Below are 24,539 nucleotides of genomic sequence, written 5' to 3'. Positions count from 1 at the left end.
CCGGTGACCATGCGTAAAGACAGACGAAATAAGGATTTAATCATTAAGCAGCATTGGATTGCTGCATCAGAATAGATTTGATTTCGCCCTTGTTTACCGATGGACGGAGCATACCATTGGGTCGCTGAATCAAACCAAATTGATATATTTCCTCGATTGATCAAGGCTTTATTGTAGGTCGACCAATTGGTTGTACGATAGATTTTTGGTGTGAGCTTATTCATTTGAAAATTATATTGTGGAATAAGTCTTTAGAGATACGTTTGTGCAACAAAGCCAACGTTAAGTAGAAATGAAGGTGCTGACTTATTTGATAATTTTGATAACTTGTCTGTTCTTTACTGTTGGTTAGACTTAAGCAATAAAATCAAAACTGCTAAGAGTAAAGTTAAAGAGCTGTTTACAAAGCTCGATGACGATACGTATGAATATTTCTTTACTTTAACCGAATCTGAAATTAAGGAATTGGTAACCGATGATAAATGGCTTGCCGATTTAGCCAAGCAAATTAATGCTGATGTTGAGCGTGTAGCACAGCGTTTAACGGTGCGTGTACGTGAGTTGGCAGAGCGTTATGAGTTTACTTTAGGGCAATTGACGCAAAGTGTTGAAGAGTTAGAAAAGCAAGTTGAAGCTCATTTAGTTGCAATGGGGTTTGAGCTATGAGTTCTAACACCGTCCACAACTCTTCACATTCTTGGAAAACTTATAAATTAAAGGATCTTGTCCATTTCCTTGACGGTGATCGTCGCCCAATTAAAAGTAGTAACCGCATATCTGGTGATTATCCCTACTATGGTGCTTCTGGTATCGTAGATTATGTTCATGATTATATTTTTGATGGTGAATATGTTCTTTTAGGTGAAGATGGTGAAAATATTTTAAGTCGAAATACTCGACTTGTTTATTATGTTAAAGGGAAAATATGGGTTAATAACCATGCGCATGTATTAGCATGTTTACCACACGTAAATCCAATTTTTCTTACTGAAAAATTGGAAAGTTTAAGTTATACCAATTTAAACAGTGGTACCGCTCAACCCAAATTAAATAAAGAAACTTGTTCTAATATTGTCTTACAAATTCCACCACTAGCCGAACAACAAAAAATCGCTCAAGCCTTAACTGATGCGGATAACTATATTTCTGCATTAGAAAAACTTATCGAAAAGAAAAAGATGATGAAAGAAGGCTTAATGGTCAATCTTTTAACAGGTAAACAGCGTTTAAAAGAGTTTGCTTTTAATGAGGACGGTACGGCAAAAGGCTATAAAGACTCTGAGTTAGGAAAAATACCTGAGGATTGGGAAATTTTTAAGATTAAAGATTTGACTTATACCACAGCTGGAGGAACTCCAAGTACTCTAATTGATGCATATTGGGGCGGTGAAAATCCTTGGATGAGTTCAGGTGAATTACATCTAAAAGAGGTTTTCGATGTCTCTGAACGAATTACTAATTTAGGTCTTGAAAACTCTAGTACTAAGTATGTGCCTGAAAACAGTGTATTAATTGGGTTAGCAGGTCAAGGGAAAACTAGAGGTACGGTTGCGATTTCTAGAATCCGTTTATGTACTAATCAATCTATTGCTGCAATTTTCCCTAATCCAAAATTTAATTCTGATTATCTTTACTACAATTTAGATAATCGATATGAAGAGCTTAGAAGCCTATCAACTGGTGACGGTGGTCGTGGTGGATTAAACTTATTTATCATCAATAATTTATTAATTCCTTCACCAAGTTTAGATGAACAAAATGCTATCGTAAATAAATTCAAAACTATTGATCATGAGTTAAATTTATTAAATAGCAAATTATCAAAAGCTAAATTATTAAAGCAAGGCATGATGCAAAAACTACTCACTGGCGAAATTCGTTTGGCCTAGAGCATTTATAAAATTTTAGGGGGAGTAATACACGACATGACTTTAGAAGCAATCAATATGGACTATACCGTAAACAATGAAGCACATACGCAACAACAAGTCATTGCTGTATTACAAACCCTAGGATTTGCCTATTTAGGTAACTGGCAGTACCGTGAAAACAATAGCAATATTGAACCTGAATATTTAACCGAATTTTTAAAATCTCAAGGTCATTCAGATCATGAAATCAGCAAGGTTTATGACGAGCTAAATAAAGTCTTATCGAATAAATACGATGGCTTATATGAAGTCAATAAAGCCTTCTATGGCAAATTGCGTATGGGCGTCGGTGTTAAAATGAGCGCTGAAGAAAATGAAAAAACCATTTTTCTCATCGATTGGAAAAACCGAGCAAATAACCGCTTTTATGTGGCTGAAGAAGTTACCCTTAAGGGTGTAGAGGCAGACCGTCGCCCTGACCTCGTGTTATATATCAATGGTATTGCCGTTGGTGTCATCGAACTCAAACGAGGTAGCGTGTCACTCGGTGAAGGTATTGCTCAACTGATATCCAATCAACAAGATGAATTCAATCCTTGGTTCTTTAACACGACACAGCTTTTAATTGCAGGTAACACTTCCCAAGGCTTGCAATATGGTACTACCCTCACCCCATCTAAATTTTATTTAAACTGGAAAGAAGACACAGACGTCGAAGAAGATAATATTCTGTTTAAATATTTGCGCCGTCTGTGTAACAAAGAACGCTTATTAGAAATCATCTACGACTGCATTATTTTCGATGCAGGTGTAAAAAAACTGCCTCGTTCACACCAGTATTTTGGTTTAAAAGCATCACAACAATATGTGAATAAAAAACAAGGTGGGATTATTTGGCATACCCAAGGTGCAGGTAAAAGTATCTTGATGGTCATGCTTGCCAAATGGATTTTACAAAATAAACCACATGCACGTGTTGTCGTCATTACTGACCGTGATGAACTCGATAAACAAATCGAAAAAGTATTTACTCAATCAGGTCGAAAAGTCACCCGTGCAAGTAGTGGCGCAAACTTAATGAGTGCGCTACAAAATCCTGAGGAACGCTTGTTATGTACTCTGATCCATAAGTTTGGACAACGTGATGTTGAAGACATCGATGCCTTCATTGCTGATCTTGCCAAACAAAAATCTAAAGTCTTTGGTGAAGTGATTGTCTTTATTGATGAATGTCACCGTACTCAAAGTGGTGATTTACACCGCTATATGAAAGCCATTATTCCACAAGCTGTAATGATTGGTTTTACAGGAACACCACTCCTGAAAAAAGATGCCAAAAATAGTTTAGAAGTATTTGGTGGCTATATTCATACCTACTTATTTAAAGAAGCGGTAGAAGATGGCGTGATTCTAGACTTGGCATACGAAGCACGTGACGTCGATCAATACATCTCAGATCAAGATGCCATTGACGATTGGTTTAAAGAAACCGTGCGTAACCGTAACTTAAACGAATGGCAACAAGTCGAGCTTAAGAAAGAATGGGGTACACGTCAGAAACTGAATAGTTCTGAGCAACGCATGCGTAAAATCATGCTCGATATAAATAATGACTTTATGCAAAGAATTCCACGCCTTAAACAACGTGGCACAGCCATATTAGTAGCATCTAGCATTTATGAAGCATGTAAGTACTACAATTTAATTCAAGATAGTAACTCGCCGATTCTACGAAATCGTTGTTCGCTGATTACGTCTTATGAACCTAGTCCTGCTAAAGTCAGCAAATCTATTGTAGATAGCCATACCGAAACTGAAGACCAATACATTTATGCAACCTATGAAAAAATTTTGCAAAATGTAAATAACGCATCAGGAAAATCAAAAGCAGAAACCTATACTGACAATGCAAAGAAAAAATTTGTCGATCAGCCGACACAAATGAAGTTACTCATTGTTGTCGATAAACTTTTAACAGGTTTTGATGCACCCTCTTGTTCAGTCTTGTACTTAGATAAATCAATGCAAGACCATGGACTATTCCAAGCGATTTGTCGTACTAACCGTCTAGACACTGCAGACAAAGAATATGGTTTAGTCATTGACTACAAAAACCTATTTCAGAAAATGGCAAAAGCCATTGCTGTCTATAACTCGGAATTAGACACAACAGAAACTGAAGACGCACAAATTGAGATTAAAAATCGTAAAATTATGGCGAAAGAGCATTTAGATAATGCGATGGAGCAACTTAATTTGCTCATGCAAATGGTGCAACCAAATAGCTGTGAAGAAGATTTCTTAAAGTTCTTTTGTGGTAACTCAGAAAACCCTGATGATCTGAAAGCAACCTATCAAAGACGTATTACGCTGTATAAGTCTATTGCTACTTTCTTCCGTGCATTTGCCAATGCGAAAGATGAACTTACAGAACTTGGTTATTCCGCAGAAGAGACCAAAGAGATAAAAGCTAAAGAGGTCTTTTATTTAGATTTAAGAGAGAAGGTTCGTTTACGTGCTGGTGAGTATCTTGACCTAAAAACTTTTGAAGCTGATATGCGTTATCTTATTGATAATTATATCGATGCTAAAAATTCAGTCAAAGTCAGTTCGTTTGAAGATAAAACCCTGATTCAATTGATTGTGGAAACCGGCATTGCTGAAACCATTACCAAAAAATTGAACAATATGAAGGATCGAAATTCAGTCGCAGAAACGATTGAAAATAACATCCGTAGTACCTTAATTAAAGACCATCTCGCTGACCCTGCTTTCCATGCCAAAATGTCAGGACTCTTAGAAGAAGTTATCAAAATCCGTAAGGACAGTGCAGATCGCTATGCCGAATATTTAAAGAAAATTGAACAACTGGCGAAAGATGTACACTCAGGTACAGTGGTAAAAACCAGCGCAAAAATCGATACGAAAGGGAAAAAGGCTCTCTTTAATTTATTTAAGCATGAAGAGCAAGCACTTGAAATACATGAGTTTGTACTCAACAATAAACCAGCAGGTTGGCAAACACACCCACTTAAAACTTCAAAATTACGGAATATAATTCAGAAACAAATCCAAGATGAAAATTTATTAGATACACTAATGGATGTACTCACAGGACATGACGAGTTTAGATGATTATCCGCATTGGTGATATTACGATTGACTTAACACTTAAAGATGTTGAAAACATTCACTTAAGTGTTTATCCACCCGAAGGTGCTATCAAAATGACGGCTCCTTCATATGTGTCTGAAGAATCGTTAAAACTCTATGCGATCTCTAAACTTTCTTGGATTAAAAAAGAACAAAAAAAGTTTAAGGAACAATCCCGAGAAACCAAACGTCTCTATGTCGAACGTGAAAGTATTTATATTTGGGGCCAACGTTACCTGCTCAGCATTGCAAAAGCCCAACGCCCTTCTATTAAATATGATTCTTTCAACATGGTTTTCTTCTGTGCAGAACATTACACATTGGAACAACGACAAACGTTCATGAATACATGGTATCGCAAAGAGCTACGTCAATTTGCTGAACCTCTTATTCTACAATGGGCTGAAAAACTACAAGTTCAGCCCAACAAACTGCTCGTGAGTACAATGAAAACAAAATGGGGAAGCTGTAACCCTAAAGACAAAAATATTCGTTTAAATACCGAGCTTGCTAAAAAGCCCAAAGCGAGCGTTGAATATATTATTGTACATGAACTCTTACATTTGCTTGAAGCAAATCATGGCGACCGATTTGTCAGTCTTTTAGATGAGCATATGCCAGATTGGCAACAGCGAAAACAGAAGCTTAGCGAGATGCCTTTACATTTTGGTTAAATAATCATTCAACATTGATTAATCATCTAACCATGCCAAATGGCATAATTATTTTCTTTCCCCTGTGCATACGCCCACTCAGCAACCTTATGTGACCGATCTTTATCCGTTAAAAAACCAAGTATCGATATCCGATCTACAATAATTAAATCCTGTTCCTCATTTCGTTCCTGCCACTTATGAAGAAACTCATCTGATGCAAGCAAATTACTTTTCTTAGAATTACAACTTGAATCTGCCAACACGAAGTTATGCCCTGTATCTGATGGATACATTGACCAGGGAATAAAATGATCAACTGCATAAGTACCTTTTTTCATCGGCTTATTACAGTAGAAGCATTTGCATTCTTGTAATTCCACCAACACATTTGCCACCGCATTCAATTGGTTCCGACTCGGTTCAAACATGAATTGTTCAAGGTTGGGTAACTGATTCAAAATTGGTGCATTGGTACTGTTCTTACGGATATAGTCAATCCAACGTTTCTGACAGAGTTCTTCAATGATCTCGCTGAACTGTCGTAAGCAAAACATGACTTGAGGGAGAAGAATAAACTGCTTTCCACACTGATCAAGCTGATATAAAAACTCAAAGTTTTGACCATTAATATTTTGTAGATAACGAATTGGCATATCTTTTACAGTACGAGCCACATCTTTAACTAGCTTCAACCATATCAATGAATCTCGTCTTAATAGCCCAAGAGATGAGTAAATCTGTCGAAGCTCAATGATTCGATTCACAATGGCTGCTTGTTTACCATTATTTTGATTTAAGATGAGTTGTCCTTCATCGTTAAATACATACGGTACAGCCTGCTTCCAGTACAGTTCAACAAACTTCTCAGCGATATCTGTATATTCAAGTGTCAGACCTGTGCCTGTATCTTCACCTTTTTCAATAGCCAATCGACTAAGACTGATTAATAGTGCAAATTTATAGGTACTACTAAAACTACCCGACTGCAAAATCAGTTGAATATTTTTCAGAAATTTTAGTTGTTCTTGTGCGGTAGGAATCAAATCAGGCATGTTTTTTCCAAAGCAGATTGAGCCATTTTTCTTGACGATCAGGGCGTTGATCTATAGTAATCCATTGCTTTAGCTGTGTGACATCCTCAACCTGATTCAGTAGTAGCTCTGCTTGTTCTCCATTTAAATCAGTAAATTGTCGTCCGTCTTTTTCTCTATCGCTGTCGCCATATTTAAAAGACATATAAAGCACACCATTTGGTTTCAAGGCGGTTATTAATTTTCCAACGACCTCAACCAAGCGACTACGCTCACAATGCAACAATGATGCACATGCCCAAATTCCATCATAGGTGTCATGTTCATCAAGCTCATAAAAGCTCTGTAACTTAACTTGAATGCCTGTAAGCTGAGTAGCTCTTTTCACCAGTTCTTCTGAATAGTCTATTGCATCAACCAGATACCCCCTACTCTTAAATGCTAACATGTCACGACCTGAGCCACAGCCAACATCAAGAATCCGAACACATTCAGGCAACTCAACTAAAAATGGCTGATATAGGCTTTCCATATCCACATGTAGCGTTGCTTTAGTAAATTCATCTGCATATTGATTGTAATAATCTATCATTTTTATGAGGGATGCTTAGGCTAAAAACTAAACTTAGTCTACTAAAAAACAAAAAAATAAGGGAGCGAAAGCTCCCATGTTATTCACGACTTGCTAACTTATTTTCAATCCATTGATGGATTTCATAAGCGGACCAGCCGATACGGTTTTGAGTGATTTTTACTTTCTTTGGAAAGGTAGGATCGTAATAAGGTGAGTTCTCATCCATCATTTCATAGATAGTTGAACGTCCAACTCCAGTAAACAACGCAACTTGTTTGATATTGATAAGCTGATTCATTTGAAATGTCTGACCGATAAACGCATTCATGAGGTTTGCTCCTAATCATTGATGCGAGCGGCTATTCGCTCAAATAATAGAGCTGGTCTGTAAAATTTAACGTTAGAAATCTCCTTTCTTTAACTTAATTCACCGCTCTCACGCTCTGCTGCAACCCTTGCTGAATATCCTGCACAAACCCTTCATGCGAAGCTTGTTGCTCCACCGCCTGATTCTGTTCTTGTTCAGGGTAATATTCTTCTAGCACATCTAACTCTTCCTCTATATCCAACTCAAACCGTGCATTGGCAAAACCCTGCCTAGCCATTTGGTCCAAAGCCTCCTGATTAAAGCCTGCTGATTTGCTCTTTTGATCAATTTCTTTGGCAGTCAGTATAGCTGACTGCAAATCCACGCCGTCTCTTAAAGTTAAATCCACGTAATACACAGGCTGACGATAGCTTTGTGTTGTGCTCTTTCCTCGTAAGGTGAGTTGCAAAGGAAGACATGACAACAAACCATTCGATGCCGCATGGTAGTAACTCAATCGAGCGGCCAAGGTGCGTATGCTGTTAAATCCTGTAGTTCGAAAAATGAATGTGCCAAATTCATCCGACTCATCCAGGTTCACATGCAGACGTCCGTAGGGCTTGCAATGTCCACCTTGTGCCAAAGGGCATAAATCAGGTGAAGGACAAGGTTGCTGTTCTACACCTTGATTCGTTAATCGCTGACAGCTTTCACCATTGCCTACGCAAATAGGTCGACCTGTTTGACGATCAAATAAGGTGTACTCTGCTCTTAGGTTCAGATCTGGATCATTGAAAATCATTCTGACTGGAATGGAACGGAGCTTTTGGTTAGGGATATTGGCACGAAGCTGTTCATCAAGCGGGTGCTTAATCCATCCCTCTTTATTTTGGATTTGAGAAGTAATGGTAAATTGATCATCTTTTTCAGGCAGACGCTTACCATTCTTCTCCACAACTCGCCCAATGCTGATTCGCCCCAATGTAGGCGGTGTAATGGCTAGACCTTTAATCATGTTGAATTTCCTCATTGAATAAATACAAAAAAGCCCTTTGCTGTATAAACAAAGGGCTTGTTAAATTTGGTAGATGGAAAACCAGGGCTAGTCTGTATAGATGTTAAATCTTCGGCTGCCTGACTTTTGGAGCGGATAGTGCTGGATCAAATCAGGCTGATGCTCCAGCAAAGCCTTAGTATTTAAGCTGACTGTATCTTTGGCCTTCTTCCAAACAACAGAGCCATGCGCAAACACTGCACGCTCTTTGTCTTTCATCATCATTTGAATTTGATGCTTGAGTTCATCAAAGTGCTCCTGTTTATGCTGAATCTCCTCTTTCATCTTGATCAATTTATCAAACATGAAATTGGCATTTTCATTTTGAGATAAGTCTTCAACACTGAGTGGCACATGAGCTGGATAAAGCTGTTGAATGGCTTGCACTGCAGACTCACTGGCATCAACTGAAGGCGGAGTATCCGATTCAACACATTCCCAGAAATAGCGTTCTGCATTGACGATGTGCTCAATCACTGATTCGGAGCGTGTTACTTTAAAAATCTTCGTTTCATGCCCGCAAATCAGAACACAGACATGTGCTGCCTGTTTGCCTGTTACAGCCAACTGATGCTGTACCTGACAAAGCACATAGAGCGGTACACCATCACGCCATAGTTTGGCACCATGCTCACCTGCAGTCTTACATTCTAAAATTTGAACCTCATCATTACCCAAAATCGAATAATCAAGATTGGCAAGCATGAAAGATTTATCAGGATCAGGATGCTGAAGGACAGCATTGACACGTCTGACCTTATTATTGGTATGCAGGCTATAATATTCTGCAACCAACGGTTCAAGCTGTTTGCCCCAGTATAAAGGTGCAAGCCCTTTACTTTCGTCCTCTAGGTTTTGCTGTGTACGTCCAGTCTTAATCATCCACAATTCCAGCATGGACATATAGGGATTCAGTCCACATGCAGTAGCTGCATCACTGCTACCAATGCCTTGTTTTCTGACTTCTAGCCAATCCTTGTATCCCATGTTCTTGGTATTCGCTAAACGCTTTGCAGCATTACTGCGTTTAGTGCTTGGCTTAATTCCTTGAACAGTAGATGGCAATGTCATAGGGCCAACTTGAAGTGGCTGAATCGGTGCGATTTGGTTCATAGGGTTATCCTTATTTATTGTAATTTATTAAAAAACGGCATAAAAAAACCATTCCCGGCTGGTGCCAGGAATGATTCTCGATGTGTTGATCGTTAAAGTATTTACCAGATAACAAGCTGTTGAATGACTTATACAAACAGCCACGATCCCAAATTTGGAGAGCTAGCCGATCATTGCCAATGCTTGTTCTAAACCACGCTGTTTAAGACTTGCACCTGCACCAAACCACGCTGAATCAAGTCGATGATCTGTACTCATTGCACGACGCTCATGATCAGCAAATTCAGTAATGGCACACAACAAGCCGTATGCCGTATCTTTCGTAGATGAAAGCTCCGCACCACGTCCTTGTCCATTAAACATATTCATAGCTTTGGTCATCGCACGGCCGTTTGGTTCAGTTTTATTGTTACTCGCTTCTAATGCAACATTACGGTAAAACTGAATGATGCCTTCTTCCTGCTCTGGAATACTCAAAGTTGTGTTATTGAACACAGCATCAAAATAAGCTGCCGCTTCCTGCTGGCTGACCTTGCGCTGTGTGAGCTGTTTCATTTCATACATGTGATCATCCCATTGACGCACAGATACACCAAGCTGGTGTTTGACTTTACCTGCATCAAACTTGGTACTATGTGGCACTTTCACCACACCCGCACTGGCTGTTGCTCCTTTTAATGCAATGGCGAGTGTATTGTTGCAAACCACACGAATAGAGGTAAATTGAGCTGTTGTTGCCAGTGTTCCATCACAGCCAGTAGCTAAAAGGATATATCCGTTACTCACATCCTTGCCCTTAAGCATACTGCTTTGACCGGTACGCGCTAAAGCCCAAAACTTCTTGCCCCCTTTAAGAACGCCTGCCGTTTCCAGTTCAAAGCCTGATTGCTCAGTCAGATCACGGTAGAACTCTAAAATCTCTAAGGGCTGTACTTCCTGGTAACGCTGACTGACCACAGATAACGGTGCATGGGTATCTGAGCGATACAAGACACGCTGTTCCTCAAAAGGCAGGATGATGTTTTGCCCTCGATCATTCTGTGCCATATAGCTAACATTAGAGGATTCAATTCGCCAATCCATACCTGCCTGCTGTGCCCAGACTTCAATCGGTTGGTTCTGTGTCAGCTGATTGCCGAGACTATGCCAAGGGGTTTCACCCACATAAGCCATTTGTTCAAGTAGATGTGCCATAAAGTTATTCCTAATATTGCTGTATTGCCATCACACTGAATGGATGGACGGTAAGGGGTTAAAAGGTTCTTGGGTTAGATCGTTTAATAAATTTAATTGCGAATGATCGGACTGAAATCTCGGTCGCAGTTGTTGCAGTAGTAATATCGGCTATACACAGGATGTGGACTGTTTGAAACTTCATCATCACTGATCAGCATCCAAATTCCACCAATCAATACACCCACCAAGGCACCTGCAATCGGAGGAATATTCAGGCTTTTGGAAACACTGATCCCTAATGTGGCCAGTGCCATAGGCGACATAACTTGGTTTGAGATCTGGTTATTGGATGAAGTACTGGGTAAATGTCGGGGTGATTCCAGTAGGATAGTTTCTCTGGACTGACAATAAGGACATGGCAAACTCATTTGAATATTTCCTGTATAGAATGAGCTGAATAAAAAAGCCTGCTTGGGGGAAGCAGGCAAATCGTTCATTTCTGTATTGCATGAGACTGGGCTAAAGTAGCCGCATCGCTTTCATTTCAATGATATGTATCTATATTTTTTTAGAATGGATTTTTAATCGGTACCTTTATAATTTTTTTTAAATTTTGCTTAGGCGAAGGGGAATTCAACTATCCCCCTTTACAGTACAGTATTCACACTATTCCTAAGCCGATACGCTCGCATTCAAAGGTTTTGCGACGATGCCTTATCACTCTTAAATAATGATCTTTGGCATGGCTGTTTAAACGAGTCTTTATGGTTTGCAAAGCACGTTGAATCTGCTTGTCATCATGGCAATTCACCGATACCCCTTTCAGATCATGTTCTTCAAACTGTACTGCACCATAATCATTGGTTATTTCCATCCATTGCTCACCAATTCTGTGGGCATGATCAGTTAAGGCTATAGCCTGTACCTGTCCAGCATAAATACAGAACAGCTGGATATAATAGCCTTGCTCGGGATCATGTTTGACCTGCCAGATCACTGAATGAATATAGCGAAATAAAGCCAGATCTCGTGCTCTAATTAACTTCAACAATCCACTCAGATATAAATCAAGATCATATAAGCGAATCCCAGATAAAGCTTCTGGACGAATGCCCAAACAGATCGGGAAGATCGTCAATTGATCCTGTTGCTGCATGCATTCCAATAAGAAACGTTCAGTCTTTTTAAGCTGTGCCTTATGCTGTTTCTGGTCAGCTTGATAATCAGTTTCAATCAATCCGGCTTGCGCTTGCACATACTCAATAAAACCTTCAACCACATGATCAGGCAAGTCTTGAATATTGTCATAAAATCTAAACTGAATGGCTTGTAATAAAGCTATTTCAAGATGCTTGAATACAATAATCGCTGCAATATAATTATTGCCCTCAATAAAGAATCGTCTGGACTTTTTGATCAATGGAATGATTTGTTGTTTGAATTGTTCAACACTAATTTGATTGGTCAAGATCGACAGAATAAAGTTTTCAATTTCACAAAACGTTTGAGATTCATTGTAAGCGGTCATGAGATAACACATCCTAAGTTATTTATTTCATAGACTTAGGAGTGCCGTAACTTTTTAATGATTGTTTAACCTAGAATCCGCATAGCTGCAAAGTTTGTGCAACACCTCTGCGCCAATGCACTTCAAATTGACCCATACCAAAGCTACGCATATACGGTATCTTTGCTCGTAAATGCTGAGCATACTTTTCAGGATTGACCAGATAGATTCCTGCGTTTAAAGCATTGCTTACTTCCACTAGATTACTGCATCGAATAGGCCCTACACCTAAGCGATCATTCCGCATAAACTTCTGCTTATGATTCGTAGTATTACAATTAAAGTGCAAGCCCATATTACCCGTAATACTGTTCCACATTTGCCAAACCTGATCAGCTAAATACCAGTCATTCTGACGTTTGGATGGATCATAGATCAGCAATAAGTGGCAATGATAACCTTTGTTTGCACCCTGCTCTAAGGCCCAAGCATAACCCTGTAAACCAAAGAAACATCCATCTTGATTAGCAATACGATTTCTTAAAATATTCATATGCTGTTGAACATCTTCAATACCGATATAGACCTGCTGTTCTTTGAGATAACTCAAATCAACACGAACAAATAACAGTTCTGAGTAATGGGTTATGAGCTTGGTTAAATACTGCTGTAACGCAATTTTATTCTGAGATTCTTGCTGAATGAAACGAGCATACTCATTCCAGTAATCATTTTTATAGTGGCTAAGTACACACCATAGTGCTTGAACTTGCTGTATATCAAAATTTAAGATTTGCGATGCAGGTTGACCATTGAGAAAGCAATCGATCCATTGCATACATTGAATAAAATATTGAATGGATTGAGCGTAGTAAAGCTGTGCTGAATAGAAATGTTGAAAAGCTTCATATAATGTACTGAGCGCTTGTTTAAAATAATGCTCATCCATCTGTTCAAAACAGATGTCATAAACAAAATCTTCAATCGCAATGCAAAGACTGGATTCATTCCAGATCGGTGTTGTCAAATTCATAGTGTGATACTCATCATGTTAGGATTCATATCACAATCATGTCTGTAATCTTTTAGTTGTTTACCCATATATATGAGTAAAAAATCAATTATCATTAAAATAAAATATTGATAATTATATAATTAATATTAGATATAATAACTTTAATAACCTGTTAAGCCCCATCTACGACTCAACAGTGAATCAGCTGAACTGGCATAGCTTAAATTAAGTAACGTTTCCAAATATGGATAAGCTAAAGTTAATTTATTTTCTAGACTTCGATTTGAACGTTAAGCTGCTGTCTCGATCTGAGGTCTTATTGACCAATAGACTTTTCAACGTTTGCTTTAACTCAGGTGGATCATAATATTTTTCAGATTTTGTCAGATAACCAATCGCTCTTTTTTTGAACTGGTCTCGCTCTTTGTCATTACTTGCTTTGATATGACAAAAACTTTTTTTAAATTTTGCTGGAGCAGCTGCAATATAAGCATGGTGACATAGACCTTGCCCATGAGTGATCTCTTCACACCAATAAAAGTTTAGAGCATGTTGAAGAGCATTAATTTCCCTGACATCTTGGGTCGGAAAAATAAATATGATTCGATAATACAGCCCACCCTTTACAGTTGACCATTCCCACTTTCCCACATACCCGATTGCTCGTTTTAATGGATCTACATTTCTAGCATTGTTAAAAAACTTGGTTTTAAGCTCGACTAAACTCTTGATGCTTTGATCTGAAAAAGACATCTGCAACGCACCTGCCAGCAAGCCAAGCTCCAGACAAACAAATGTCAAATCACCATTTTTTTCAAACAACTCATCAATGTAATCACAATACTCACGATATTTAGTTTGTGTCTTTCTGACTATTTTTTTTGCAGAATCTTCAAATTCTTTATCGTTTATGACTGATCTCAAGCGATCTACAAAAAAATTAATATTTTGTCTATGCACATGTGTTAATTGAGTATCGAGAATTGGGACCTGTGCATTCGGTGCATTTGGATATTCCTTTAGAATTTCAGGGATGGTTCTAGTATCTGGATGCTGATTCTGCTGATGCAAAACATCTACAAAAGCCTGCACATTTTGACTAAATTTTTGATAACTGGTGAAAAAAAACTGTTTATCCGTGGAATTATAGTAAACAAAATCATAAGGATTAAATCGATCTGACAGTGCTGTCGGATAAAAGTAAAAACCTCCTTCAGGCGCTGTTATCTGGCGAAATAAATTACTTTTATATTTTGAAATATAAGCAATAAATTTTTCTATTCTAGCTGCGTGTTGAAAATTTTCGTGTAATAGATTGGGAGCAAAACCTGTACTCTTACTATCAAAAAAATGGATATTTTGATCTAGCTCCTGTATGAGAACTTCTATCTCTTCAACCAACTGATCTATCGATAATTTCAAGAAAACCCCCAATTATTACAATTACTTAAATTAAAAAAATTTTTTAATAACCATTTTTAATGTATTTAAAATATAAATCTATGTATTTAATTTTTTGAACTATGTATTCAAAATACATAACTCTATTGAACTTTTTGAATGATTGTATTTAATTGATCATCTCTTTCTACTTTATTGGAAAAATACCAAAAAACTATAGAACTATTTATCATAAAAAATTGAATGCCATATCTTACCCCCATATCACTAGGAATTTTTGTAAATTGCTGACTCGCTACTTGAAACATATGAAAACTTAAAACTTGTGTTAAATTTACAATAGAATTAATATGAAAATTAAGATGTTGCTGATTGTGGTCTACAATATTATCCAAATTAATCATATCTACTGATGGCACTAAAAACATTATTTTTATCCTTATGTTTTTATTTCAAGAAAAGTTCTTTTTAATTCATAAATAAAAAAAGATCTAGCTACTTTAACTAAATCTTTAAAAATATTTAAAACTATTGAGTATTTATCTGCATTTTAGCAGGAATGCATTATGTAAAATAAGCATTAGACAGATTGAATCTTATAGCAATTCGAAATTTAAGCTATCCTTTCACATGCTCTCCATGCCATTCTATTATCTTCACACGCTCGACCCCAGTACTGAGCACAGTTATATGCAGATCCAATACGGTTCTGTGGTACATGAGCCAATTGGCGTTCAATTGCATTCGAATTGAATAAATTAGACTCATTCAAGAGTGTACTAAAGAGCACTGAAAAACCATGTGTTGTCATTCGGCCTGCATAAACTGAACGCTTAATGTCTGCCAAAATTGATTTGCTATGCCTAGGTGCTTTATTATTTAAACGATGTGGAAAAAGCTTTCCTAATTATAAATAATTCTTAATGCTTAAAGTTCTGTAATCATCATACCGGTAAGACACAACGATGCGGTAAACGTTTCTTAATCCGTTCTTCCAGAATATCCCACTTTCGCCCTTCTAGATTAAACTCATCCCAACATGCTTTCAGTAACTAACTTACTCGAACGCCTGTATTTAAGTTCAAGAGCGAGGTCTCTTACTTTCTTTAGATTCATGCCAGGGTAGAGCCTAGTGATTCTAACTTGCGCTATCCATGAACGGTATAAGGGACATTCCAATATTTTTACCATACTTGTGTAACGAGCAGTGATAGTCCATTCTCATCTGAAAGACGATATCGTTTATCTTTTGGCTGAGCTTTCCTGCATTCTGTATCGGTGAGTTTGGGCACAATTTAACCACATTTAGACTAAAAATAATTGGGTCACACAGCTTAGAGCCGTACAATACAGCCAATAAAAAAACCCTTAAACATTGAGTTTAAAGGCTTTTTTACATTCAGTTGAATTTCTCTGAATTGAATTTTGGTGGAGATGGCGTCAACTTAACTGAAATACAACCAACTCAGTTACTAAATAGCTTGCTTAGCATGTTTATACATTAATCCATCTAAATAATCCGACCAGGCTTGCATCATTACCGTCCGTTCTTCCAAATACTTTGTACGGTTGTATGCCCGACCATGCATATCACGAACCTGATGAGCTAACTGCTGCTCAATACGCTCAATAGGAAACTTCAAAACCTCATCTAACAACGTTCTTGCTGTTGCTCTAAACCCATGGCCTGTAGTTTCTCCATTTTCAAAGCCATATTGTTTCAATCGCTTATTAATAGTCGATTCACTAATGGTTTTGGATTTATCTCGCATTGATACGAAACAATATTCAGTATATCCAGTAATGCGATACAACTCTTGGAATAGCTTCAAGACTTGATCAGACAAAGGAACAATATGTTGTAGGGCTGTCTGATTCTTAGTTTTAGGTGGTGTATAACTCCATGTTCTATTTTCAAAATCGATGTCTGCCCACTTTGCCGCACGTAACTCACCAGGACGCACAAATACATGGGGTAATATTTTAACTGCATAATCAATCGCAATATCCCCACGACTAACATTATTATTAATATTTCGTAATAATTGTCCCAGCTGCTGCTCATCAGTTATTGCGGATCTATGCTTCGTTTTCCCTACTTTCAAAATACCACTGATTTGATCAGCAACATTAAACTGACATATCCCCAAGGCAATGGCATAGCGAAAAACCTGAGAAGCCTTACTCCTCATGCGTTTGGCAGAATCTGTTTTACCTTGTAGCTCATAGATACGGCATACATCCAAAATTTGTGTCGGTGTAATATCAGTAATTGTCTTATCGCCTATCGCTGCATATAACTTATCCCAGACAAAATTATTTCGACGTTGAGTACTTGGCTCTAGTTCTTCGGTCTTACGGTATTCATCTGCTATTAATTTAAAAGTATTATTTTGAAATTGCGTAAGTTCATCTTCACGTTGCTTTTGAATTGCTGGATCAATATTTTGAGCAAGCAACTCTCTACAATCAGCTCGTTTTGCACGTGCATTTGATAAAGATATTTCTGGATATGTCCCTAAAGATATACTGTTACGTTTTTTAGTTATTGGCCGAGTATAATCCCATCTCCAATATGCGTTCCCATTTTTATCAATGATAAAGAACAAACCTTTACCATCTGCAAGTTTGATTTGAACCTTAACTGATAATTTTTTGTGTGAACTTAAAGCCGATCGTATTTGTGTATCTGTAAGATTTAAAACTAATTTTGGCATTTTTACGGTAAGTCCCTGCAGTAAATGTTGGATTACCGCAAAAATTACCGTAAAAAACTTCGAAATCCTAAAACAGCGTCGGACACCGTCAAACAATAGATCAACATAAGTTGCTTATTTTTAATAGATTTCAAATAAATTCGGAAGGGATAAAATAGAAAAATGGTGCGCTCAGCGGGACTCGAACCCACGCCACAGGCTTCGGAGACCTGTACTCTATCCAGTTGAGCTATGAGCGCGCGTGCACATCATAACAAAAAAAACCGTAAGGTAAAGCAACTATATATAAGTCATCAATTTTTGTGCTTATACTTTGAGCAATGTTCCATTATTGCAACAGACAATTCCTGCTTATTTACTTGGTTTATTTAGCAAGATCACTCACAATACTCATACTATTCACCAGGTGAGAATTTCATGACTGATGCATTGACTTTGAAGGACGTATCCAAAACCTATCGCAACGGTTTTCAGGCACTCAAAGGTATTAATTTAACGGTACCCGATGGTGAGTTCTATGCCCTTCTTGGTCCTAATGGTGCAGGAAAATCCACCACCATCAGCATTATCAGCTCACTGACAAAAAAAACCTCCGGTACAGTGGAAATTTTTGGCCACAATCTGGATACCCATCCTTCAGCAGCAAAACAATGTCTAGGCGTTGTGCCGCAAGAATTTAACTTTGGCCAGTTTGAAAAAACCTTTGATATTTTGGTCACTCAAGCCGGCTATTACGGTATCCCTAAAAAAACTGCAGAAAGCCGTGCTGAAGAATATCTGGAAAAATTAGGCTTATGGGAAAAACGCGATACACAGGGGCGTATGCTTTCTGGCGGGATGAAACGTCGTTTAATGATTGCCCGTGCCATGATGCACCAGCCTAAACTTCTTATTTTAGATGAGCCTACTGCCGGGGTCGATATTGAATTACGTCGTTCCATGTGGGATTTCCTCACAGAAATGAATGAAAAAGGTACATCTATTATTCTGACCACGCATTATCTAGAAGAAGCTGAAATGCTGTGCCGTCGTATAGCCATTATCGACCGCGGTGTAATTAAGGAAGATACCAGCATGAAATCTTTCCTCAATCAGCTCAGTGAAGAATCCTTTATTTTCGACTTGGTCGAACCGATTCAACCGCTGCATCTTGAAATTATTGGTGTGCGTTTTAATTTAATTGATCCTGTCACCTTAGCAGTGACTATGGACAAGGCTCATACCTTGAACGAACTGTTTCAACTTTTGGAAGCACAAGGCATTCAAGTCCGCAGTATGCGTAACAAGTCGAACCGCCTGGAAGAACTGTTCGTGAAAATGGTCGAAAAAAATCTTGATGGAGCTGCGCAATGAACTTTAATCAACTCAGCGTTGCGCTATATACCCTTGTGCATAAAGAAGTGCGCCGTTTTATGCGCATCTGGCCACAAACCTTATTGCCGCCTGCCATTACCATGAGCCTGTACTTTGTGATCTTTGGCAATTTGGTCGGGTCGCGTATTGGCCAAATGGGTGGCTTTAGCTATATGCAGTTTATTGTACCTGGCCTGATTATGATGGCAGTGATCACTAACAGCTATGCCAATGTCTCTTCCAGTTTTTTTAGTGCCAAATTCCAAAGAAGCATTGAAGAACTGATTATGAGTCCAGTACCTTTACACATGGTGCTTTGGGGCTATGTGATTGGTGGGGTGTGTCGTGGTGTACTGGTCGGCATTATTGTCACAGCCATGAGCATGTTCTTTACCGACTTATATATTACCAACTGGTTTGTGACTATATATACCGTTTTAATTACCTCATTATTATTTTCACTCGGTGGTCTAATTAATGCGGTGTATGCGAAATCTTTTGACGATATTTCAATTATTCCAACCTTTGTACTGACTCCACTCACCTATTTAGGTGGTGTATTCTATGCCATTAGTGCTTTAAGTCCATTTTGGCAAAATCTCTCTTTAATTAACCCGATCGTATATATGGTCAATGCCTTCCGTTTCGGCATTCTAGGTCACAGCGATGTCAATGTTTCCATTTCATTGACTGTTATTACCCTATGCTGTGTTGTGCTTTACGGTATAGCTTACTATTTACTTTCTCGTGGTTCAGGAATGCGTGAATAATGAGTGTAGAACATTCTCTATTAGGTAAAGACACCAATTATCCAACAGAATATCAACCCGATATTCTGTTTCCCATTGCACGTGCACAAGCGCGTGAAAAATATGCCCATGTTGAAGGCATTCAGCAAGGTAAAGACTGGTGGCATGTATTTGAGATTTCTTGGCTGAATGCGGCCGGCATTCCTCAAGTTGCGATTGGTCGTATCACTTTGCCAGCATCTTCTCCCAACCTGATCGAATCAAAATCACTCAAGCTCTACTTTAATAGTATGAACTTCACCCAATTCGATTCAAAAGACGCTTTTATTGTGACGGTTGAAAAAGATTTATCTGCGGCAGCAGGCGCTCCTATCACCCTGACTCTATTTCAGGCGGATAATCTGGATATTTCCAAACCGGAAGGGATCTGTATTGATGATTTAAGCCCTGAACGCTTAGAGAATCATCCGGACTCGACTTTATTAAAGTTAGATGCAGAAAATAGTGAACAAGTTGAAGTTCAACTCTATTCGCATTTATTACGCAGTAACTGTCCAGTCACTGGCCAGCCCGATTGGGGCACAGTTTTTATTCGATATCAGGGTAAAAAACCTTGTTATCGCAGTACTTTAGCTTATATTATTTCTTACCGTCAGCATAATGGATTCCATGAACAATGTGTGGAACAGATGTTTGCCGACATCTGGCAAAACCTTGCTCCAGATAAACTGATGGTGTATGCAACTTATACACGTCGTGGCGGATTAGACATCAACCCTTGCCGTGTATCGGATGCGACATGGATGCCTCGCCCCATTCGTTTGGCGCGACAATAAAATGAAGAATATTGAGGTTTTTTAACATGCCATTTTTTGGTTTTATTCCGACTGCAGAATTATTAACCAGTATTCAAACAGCTCAGGAAAAGAAAAATTCCAGCGAACCACTTTACCCTTTACGCGACAAAACAGCATTGCTAATTAATGAAGAAATCATTGATGCTATTTTGACTGAGCTTGTGCATCATTTTCCAGCCAGTGATAAACGTGATACAGCTGAAAAACTTGCGGGTTATATCAAATCAACCGTTGCTGTTTTATTGAAACAGTTAATGAGTAAATCTTCAAATGATGTAGTCAAGCAATCGATTGAGTTTTCTGAAAAAAGCTTGTTTAAAGATGCTGAAGGCAACTTCCGCGTAGGTGAGTCATTAGATGCAAGCCTGGTGACCAATCTTAAGCATAGTTATGCGGAAATTAAAGCCGGGAATGAAGTCAATAAAGCGGCACTCACGGAATCGTATAAGCAATTTGCTGAAGCGACCGTGCGTCATTTTATGAGCGACTTTAATAAGACCCTTGATTTAGGCATGATTAAACGCAAAGCTGCTGATTTAGGCGCAGCTGCAGTGATTAAAGCCGTGCATATTGCAGTGGATAAAATCATTCCAAATCTGAATAAAGATGAGTTGAAGGCACTTGCTGAATATCACGATACTTTATTCCATGCTTAAACATTTATAAAACCATCGAAAACCTAGCCATGGCTAGGTTTTTTATTGTCCAATTCCAGCTCAAATGGTTAAGAATTCATCATTTTATGAGCCTTTAACTTGATTCAATTCCTGCTTTACGATTTTTACTGTATTGATTTCAGAAACATCTTCTGCATTACTTTTTTCCTTTTATTTTTATATCCAGATTATTGCTATATAAAGTGATGATGAAAGTTGAATTCTGCCCGATTTTATTTTTTCTTAGATTGTGACTTATTGCTAAATTTTACCTATTCCAACTTCTATAGCAAGGTGAATAAAGAGCAAGATTAAACTTCCACATCTTTAGCTATTATTGATACGTAAGTGTGCTATTTCTAACTTTTTAAATAGTGATAAAGACTGACGTTTTTTCAACCAAACACCCTTTAAAAATATCCAATCGTGACTAAATTCCTTACTCGAAACCGAGATAGCTCGTATTATGATAAGTCATGTAAAGATTAGGTCTGATTGATGAAAATTGCTCAATCTTTTTATTGTTCTAATCAGGATGATAAAGCCCGGCTTAGAGTATCCACCTGAGAGGTGGATTTACGCGCAGTCTCTCCATGTTTGTCTTTTTTTGTATGCATACTTGTTGATATAGCCTTGGTCAATGCTATCTTAACCCCTTAGAAAAATTCCGTTATCTTTCATGAGATGGATTTTCGGCAATTATATTTGTAATGCTGTCTTTTAGCATCGTGATGTCGATTTACACACACTGATTATGTTTTTGGAACTTTGAGTAATATGTTAAGTATCAACTTTTATAACAAAATGAAACGTCTTCCTTTACTTTTCGGTGCACTTTCCATCACCAGTTTCTGCCAAGCCAATGATTTTTACAACGATCCTGCTTATAACAGCTTTAAGCAAAAAACCATGCAGACCTATGGCTTGAGCGCAGAACAAGTCGACTGGGCCATGAATGGGTCAAAAAACCTGCCTAATATCATCAATATTATGAATCGCCCTGGGGAAAGTAAGCCCTGGTACGAATATAAAACCAATTTTATGGCGGAAAGCACCATTCAGCGTGGGGTACGTTTCAAAACTCAATATGCCGACACTTTAAACCGCGCTGAACAGCAGTTTGGTGTACCGCAATCGATTATTTTGGGGATTTTAGGGGTAGAAACCGGTTTTGGTGCCAATAAGGGTAATTTCATTACCCGTGATGCCCTAGCAACCTTAGGCTTCGGCTATGAGCGACGTGCCCAGTATTTCCAGGATGAGCTCGCTGCACTGATTGCATGGACCTATAAAGATGGAGTACCTGCCAGCTCAGTCGTTGGCTCTTATGCTGGAGCGATTGGTTATCCGCAATTTATGCCGAGCAACATTAGCAAAATGGGCGTGGACTATGATGCCAATGGACATATCGACTTAAGAAATTCTGCCGTGGATGCCATTGGTTCTATTGCCAACTATTTAGCCCAACATGGATGGCAACGTAACCAACCGATCGGCTTTGCTGGCCGCTATAGCGGCAATAATCCTACTTCTATTATTGCCAAAGATTTGGAACAACCTACTCCCTATGGTGCCTTAAAAAATCAAGGCATTACTCCAACCAATCCGATTGTAAAAATTGATGACCTGGATATGGTAAATATTATTCAACTTCAAGATAGTTATGGCCCTATTTACTATATTACTTATCCAAATTTTCAGGTGATTACAACGTATAACAAGAGTCGAATGTATGCCACAGCGGTATGGCAATTAGGCACTGAAATCGCCAGCCGTTAAGGCTGGTTTTACCAAAAAATAATAAAGTCAATAATTTTTTTTGTAAATTAGCTCACAAATTAGACCTTTTACACACAATGTTACAATATTGATCATATTTTGATCAAGAAACGATGCATTTCTGTGGTTTTTGTAATTATTTTAATTAAAGAGTAGACAGCTTTAGCTTGGCATGAATATTATCCATCTCGTCAAATGTAGTTGCAAAAGAGAATTAACAGACTTGATAGCTTAATTTTCAATCGCTTAATTGAAATAAAAGCAACGGTCTTTAGGAGTTTAATAATGCAGTCTTCAATAAAATATATTTTAGCCTTATCGGCCACTTTTGCCCTGAGTCAGTCTCAAGCAGAACTGGTACAGTCATCATTCAATACGGATCATGACAACTCACGTTTAGCCACGCGTGTATTAAATAAAGATGCTCAAACGTTTAACTCGCACTTTTCAAACTTAAACAGCCTCTCAATCACTGAGCGTTCTGGTGATAAAATTCGTCGTCAAACCATTGCTTCGAAAATTGAAATCCCTAACGATGAGCCTTCAGTGATTGAAAAGCTAAATACTGTCGCATCTAACACAGTACGTAAATTTAGCCAGACTGGTGCCGCTTCTTGGTATGGTCGTCAATTCCATGGCCGTAAAACTGCAAGTGGTGAAACATACGATATGAATGGTTTGACTGCAGCTCACCGTAGCTTGCCATTGAACTGTTATATTCGCGTAACCAATAAAAACAATGGTAAGAGCGTAGTCGTAAAAGTAAACGATCGTGGTCCATTCCATGGTAACCGTGTTCTAGACTTGTCTTATGGCGCTGCAAAACAGTTAGGTATTACCAATGCAGGTACTGCAAAAGTGAATATCGAACGTGTAGATGGTCCAAATTCATAAGAATTTGCCAGACTCCTGATACATTTGACTTAAAAGCCACTTCTTGTGGCTTTTTTAATGCCTGGCCAAAAGTGCAATCCCTCCGCCTTCTCCCTCACTTTGTGATACAGCATCATTCCACCGTGCATCATATGAGTGATGAATTGCTGGTGCTGAATTTTGAACGGCACTGTTTTCTCGTTTATATTTTATCTCAATAAAAAAGGTTTAGATTGATGGATGCTCATCAATAAAAAACCGGAGTGAAAAATGAAAACAATGACAGAATGGTTAGATGAATATAGTGAGAGCCATCAGAACAAAACCAACAAAGCCATTCACTGAGTTTGCGTGCCCACCATCCTGTTTTCCATTATTGGCATTTTGGCTCACTTCAGCGCGTTATTGACAGCCCTACTTTTGATTTTAACTTTGCTCTTTTATGTACGCCTAGACTTAGTCATTGCATGGCTCATTTTTATTTTGCCTGTAGGAACAGGATTTTATATTGCGCTTTTCATTTTAGCCTGGATTGGGCAATTTTACGGACACAAACTCGAAGAAAAAAAGCCTTCATTCTTCAAAGACCTCCAATTCCTCCTCATTGGCCCTGCATGGCGCATGAATACCTATCTAAGAAAACTACTACCAAAATATAAAACACGTCAAAAATCGCAAATCAACGCAATTTAAGACC

23 protein-coding genes, 1 tRNA gene and 2 pseudogenes are annotated in these 24,539 nt (G+C 38.2%); 11 read left to right on the top strand and 15 right to left on the bottom strand.

Annotation, left to right across the window (positions count from 1 at the left end):
* The coding region (locus B9T29_RS07545) for a transposase (protein WP_171264002.1) at nt 1–224 on the bottom strand (224 nt) is incomplete at its 3' end.
* 103 nt (nt 225–327) lie between these two features.
* Here B9T29_RS07545 and B9T29_RS07540 point away from each other — a divergent pair.
* Genes B9T29_RS07540 through B9T29_RS07525 form a run of 4 tightly spaced genes read left to right on the top strand, consistent with a single transcriptional unit; the run spans nt 328 to nt 5,698 of the window.
* The gene (locus B9T29_RS07540; RefSeq protein WP_228146577.1) at nt 328–666 is read left to right on the top strand and encodes a hypothetical protein; all 339 of its coding nucleotides are present in this window, start codon (nt 328–330) and stop codon (nt 664–666) included.
* Nucleotides 663–1,889 (top strand): restriction endonuclease subunit S, encoded by a 1,227-nt coding sequence (locus tag B9T29_RS07535; protein ID WP_086175324.1) that lies wholly within the window; start codon nt 663–665, stop codon nt 1,887–1,889. Before B9T29_RS07540 ends, B9T29_RS07535 begins: the two co-directional genes overlap by 4 nt.
* A 36-nt stretch (nt 1,890–1,925) precedes the next feature.
* A complete protein-coding gene (locus tag B9T29_RS07530) occupies nt 1,926–5,006 on the top strand; it encodes a type I restriction endonuclease subunit R (RefSeq protein ID WP_086175323.1) in 3,081 nt (1,026 codons plus the stop codon).
* Nucleotides 5,003–5,698 carry a M48 family metallopeptidase gene (locus B9T29_RS07525; RefSeq protein ID WP_086175322.1) on the top strand — a complete coding sequence of 232 codons (696 nt, stop codon included), beginning with the start codon at nt 5,003–5,005 and terminating at the stop codon, nt 5,696–5,698. Before B9T29_RS07530 ends, B9T29_RS07525 begins: the two co-directional genes overlap by 4 nt.
* 26 nt (nt 5,699–5,724) lie before the next feature.
* On the opposite strand, the gene B9T29_RS07520 is transcribed toward B9T29_RS07525, so the two are convergent.
* The 14 genes and pseudogenes from B9T29_RS07520 to B9T29_RS07455 form a co-directional block, all read right to left on the bottom strand.
* Nucleotides 5,725–6,732, bottom strand: a complete 1,008-nt coding sequence (locus B9T29_RS07520) for an HNH endonuclease domain-containing protein (protein WP_086175321.1) — start codon at nt 6,730–6,732, stop codon at nt 5,725–5,727.
* Complete coding sequence (locus B9T29_RS07515; protein ID WP_086175320.1) at nt 6,725–7,309, bottom strand: class I SAM-dependent methyltransferase; 585 nt, start codon at nt 7,307–7,309, stop codon at nt 6,725–6,727. The genes B9T29_RS07520 and B9T29_RS07515 overlap by 8 nt, the downstream gene beginning before the upstream one ends.
* A 73-nt stretch (nt 7,310–7,382) precedes the next feature.
* The gene (locus B9T29_RS07510) at nt 7,383–7,613 is read right to left on the bottom strand and encodes a helix-turn-helix transcriptional regulator (RefSeq protein ID WP_086175319.1); all 231 of its coding nucleotides are present in this window, start codon (nt 7,611–7,613) and stop codon (nt 7,383–7,385) included.
* 94 nt (nt 7,614–7,707) lie between these two features.
* Nucleotides 7,708–8,607: a hydrolase or metal-binding protein gene (locus tag B9T29_RS07505; protein ID WP_086175318.1), complete on the bottom strand. Its 900-nt coding sequence runs from the start codon at nt 8,605–8,607 to the stop codon at nt 7,708–7,710.
* Nucleotides 8,608–8,694: 87 nt separating this feature from the next.
* Entirely contained in the window at nt 8,695–9,759 is a 1,065-nt protein-coding gene (locus tag B9T29_RS07500) for a YqaJ viral recombinase family protein (protein WP_086175317.1), read from the bottom strand.
* 162 nt (nt 9,760–9,921) lie between these two features.
* Complete coding sequence (locus B9T29_RS07495; RefSeq protein WP_086175316.1) at nt 9,922–10,953, bottom strand: DUF932 domain-containing protein; 1,032 nt, start codon at nt 10,951–10,953, stop codon at nt 9,922–9,924.
* Nucleotides 10,954–11,045: 92 nt separating this feature from the next.
* Nucleotides 11,046–11,363: a hypothetical protein gene (locus B9T29_RS07490; RefSeq protein ID WP_086175334.1), complete on the bottom strand. Its 318-nt coding sequence runs from the start codon at nt 11,361–11,363 to the stop codon at nt 11,046–11,048.
* A 233-nt stretch (nt 11,364–11,596) separates the two neighbouring features.
* Complete coding sequence (locus B9T29_RS07485) at nt 11,597–12,463, bottom strand: hypothetical protein (protein ID WP_086175315.1); 867 nt, start codon at nt 12,461–12,463, stop codon at nt 11,597–11,599.
* A gap of 70 nt (nt 12,464–12,533) precedes the next feature.
* Nucleotides 12,534–13,475 (bottom strand): YagK/YfjJ domain-containing protein, encoded by a 942-nt coding sequence (locus B9T29_RS07480; RefSeq protein ID WP_086175314.1) that lies wholly within the window; start codon nt 13,473–13,475, stop codon nt 12,534–12,536.
* A 246-nt stretch (nt 13,476–13,721) separates the two neighbouring features.
* Entirely contained in the window at nt 13,722–14,879 is a 1,158-nt protein-coding gene (locus B9T29_RS07475) for a hypothetical protein (protein WP_086175313.1), read from the bottom strand.
* Nucleotides 14,880–15,001: 122 nt separating this feature from the next.
* Nucleotides 15,002–15,286: a hypothetical protein gene (locus B9T29_RS07470; protein WP_086175312.1), complete on the bottom strand. Its 285-nt coding sequence runs from the start codon at nt 15,284–15,286 to the stop codon at nt 15,002–15,004.
* A 190-nt stretch (nt 15,287–15,476) separates the two neighbouring features.
* Nucleotides 15,477–15,946, bottom strand: a pseudogene (locus tag B9T29_RS16530) (tyrosine-type recombinase/integrase); the annotation flags it as partial.
* A 384-nt stretch (nt 15,947–16,330) separates the two neighbouring features.
* Nucleotides 16,331–17,575, bottom strand: coding sequence for a tyrosine-type recombinase/integrase (locus B9T29_RS07460; RefSeq protein WP_086175311.1), 1,245 nt, complete (start codon nt 17,573–17,575; stop codon nt 16,331–16,333).
* 163 nt (nt 17,576–17,738) lie between these two features.
* A tRNA-Arg gene (locus tag B9T29_RS07455) sits at nt 17,739–17,814 on the bottom strand.
* Between the two features lie 178 nt (nt 17,815–17,992).
* On the opposite strand from B9T29_RS07455, the gene B9T29_RS07450 reads away from it, so the two are divergent.
* From B9T29_RS07450 to B9T29_RS07420, 7 genes and pseudogenes are all read left to right on the top strand, one after another.
* Entirely contained in the window at nt 17,993–18,928 is a 936-nt protein-coding gene (locus tag B9T29_RS07450; protein ID WP_086175310.1) for an ABC transporter ATP-binding protein, read from the top strand.
* Complete coding sequence (locus B9T29_RS07445) at nt 18,925–19,698, top strand: ABC transporter permease (RefSeq protein ID WP_086175309.1); 774 nt, start codon at nt 18,925–18,927, stop codon at nt 19,696–19,698. Before B9T29_RS07450 ends, B9T29_RS07445 begins: the two co-directional genes overlap by 4 nt.
* Entirely contained in the window at nt 19,698–20,513 is an 816-nt protein-coding gene (gene queF, locus B9T29_RS07440; RefSeq protein ID WP_086175308.1) for an NADPH-dependent 7-cyano-7-deazaguanine reductase QueF, read from the top strand. Before B9T29_RS07445 ends, queF begins: the two co-directional genes overlap by 1 nt.
* A gap of 26 nt (nt 20,514–20,539) precedes the next feature.
* On the top strand, nt 20,540–21,190 hold the full coding sequence (locus B9T29_RS07435) for a hypothetical protein (protein WP_086175307.1): 651 nt from the start codon (nt 20,540–20,542) through the stop codon (nt 21,188–21,190).
* A gap of 777 nt (nt 21,191–21,967) precedes the next feature.
* Nucleotides 21,968–22,969, top strand: a complete 1,002-nt coding sequence (gene mltB, locus B9T29_RS07430; protein WP_086175306.1) for a lytic murein transglycosylase B — start codon at nt 21,968–21,970, stop codon at nt 22,967–22,969.
* Between the two features lie 285 nt (nt 22,970–23,254).
* Nucleotides 23,255–23,863 carry a septal ring lytic transglycosylase RlpA family protein gene (locus B9T29_RS07425; RefSeq protein WP_086175305.1) on the top strand — a complete coding sequence of 203 codons (609 nt, stop codon included), beginning with the start codon at nt 23,255–23,257 and terminating at the stop codon, nt 23,861–23,863.
* Nucleotides 23,864–24,112: 249 nt separating this feature from the next.
* Nucleotides 24,113–24,535, top strand: a pseudogene (locus tag B9T29_RS07420) (DUF962 domain-containing protein).
* The last annotated feature ends 4 nt before the right edge of the window (nt 24,536–24,539 follow it).

Source organism: Acinetobacter sp. ANC 3903, assembly GCF_002135315.1.
GTDB lineage: Bacteria > Pseudomonadota > Gammaproteobacteria > Pseudomonadales > Moraxellaceae > Acinetobacter.
The sequence above is the reverse complement of the archived record's forward strand: the minus strand, read 5'-3'. Positions and strand labels throughout refer to the sequence as shown.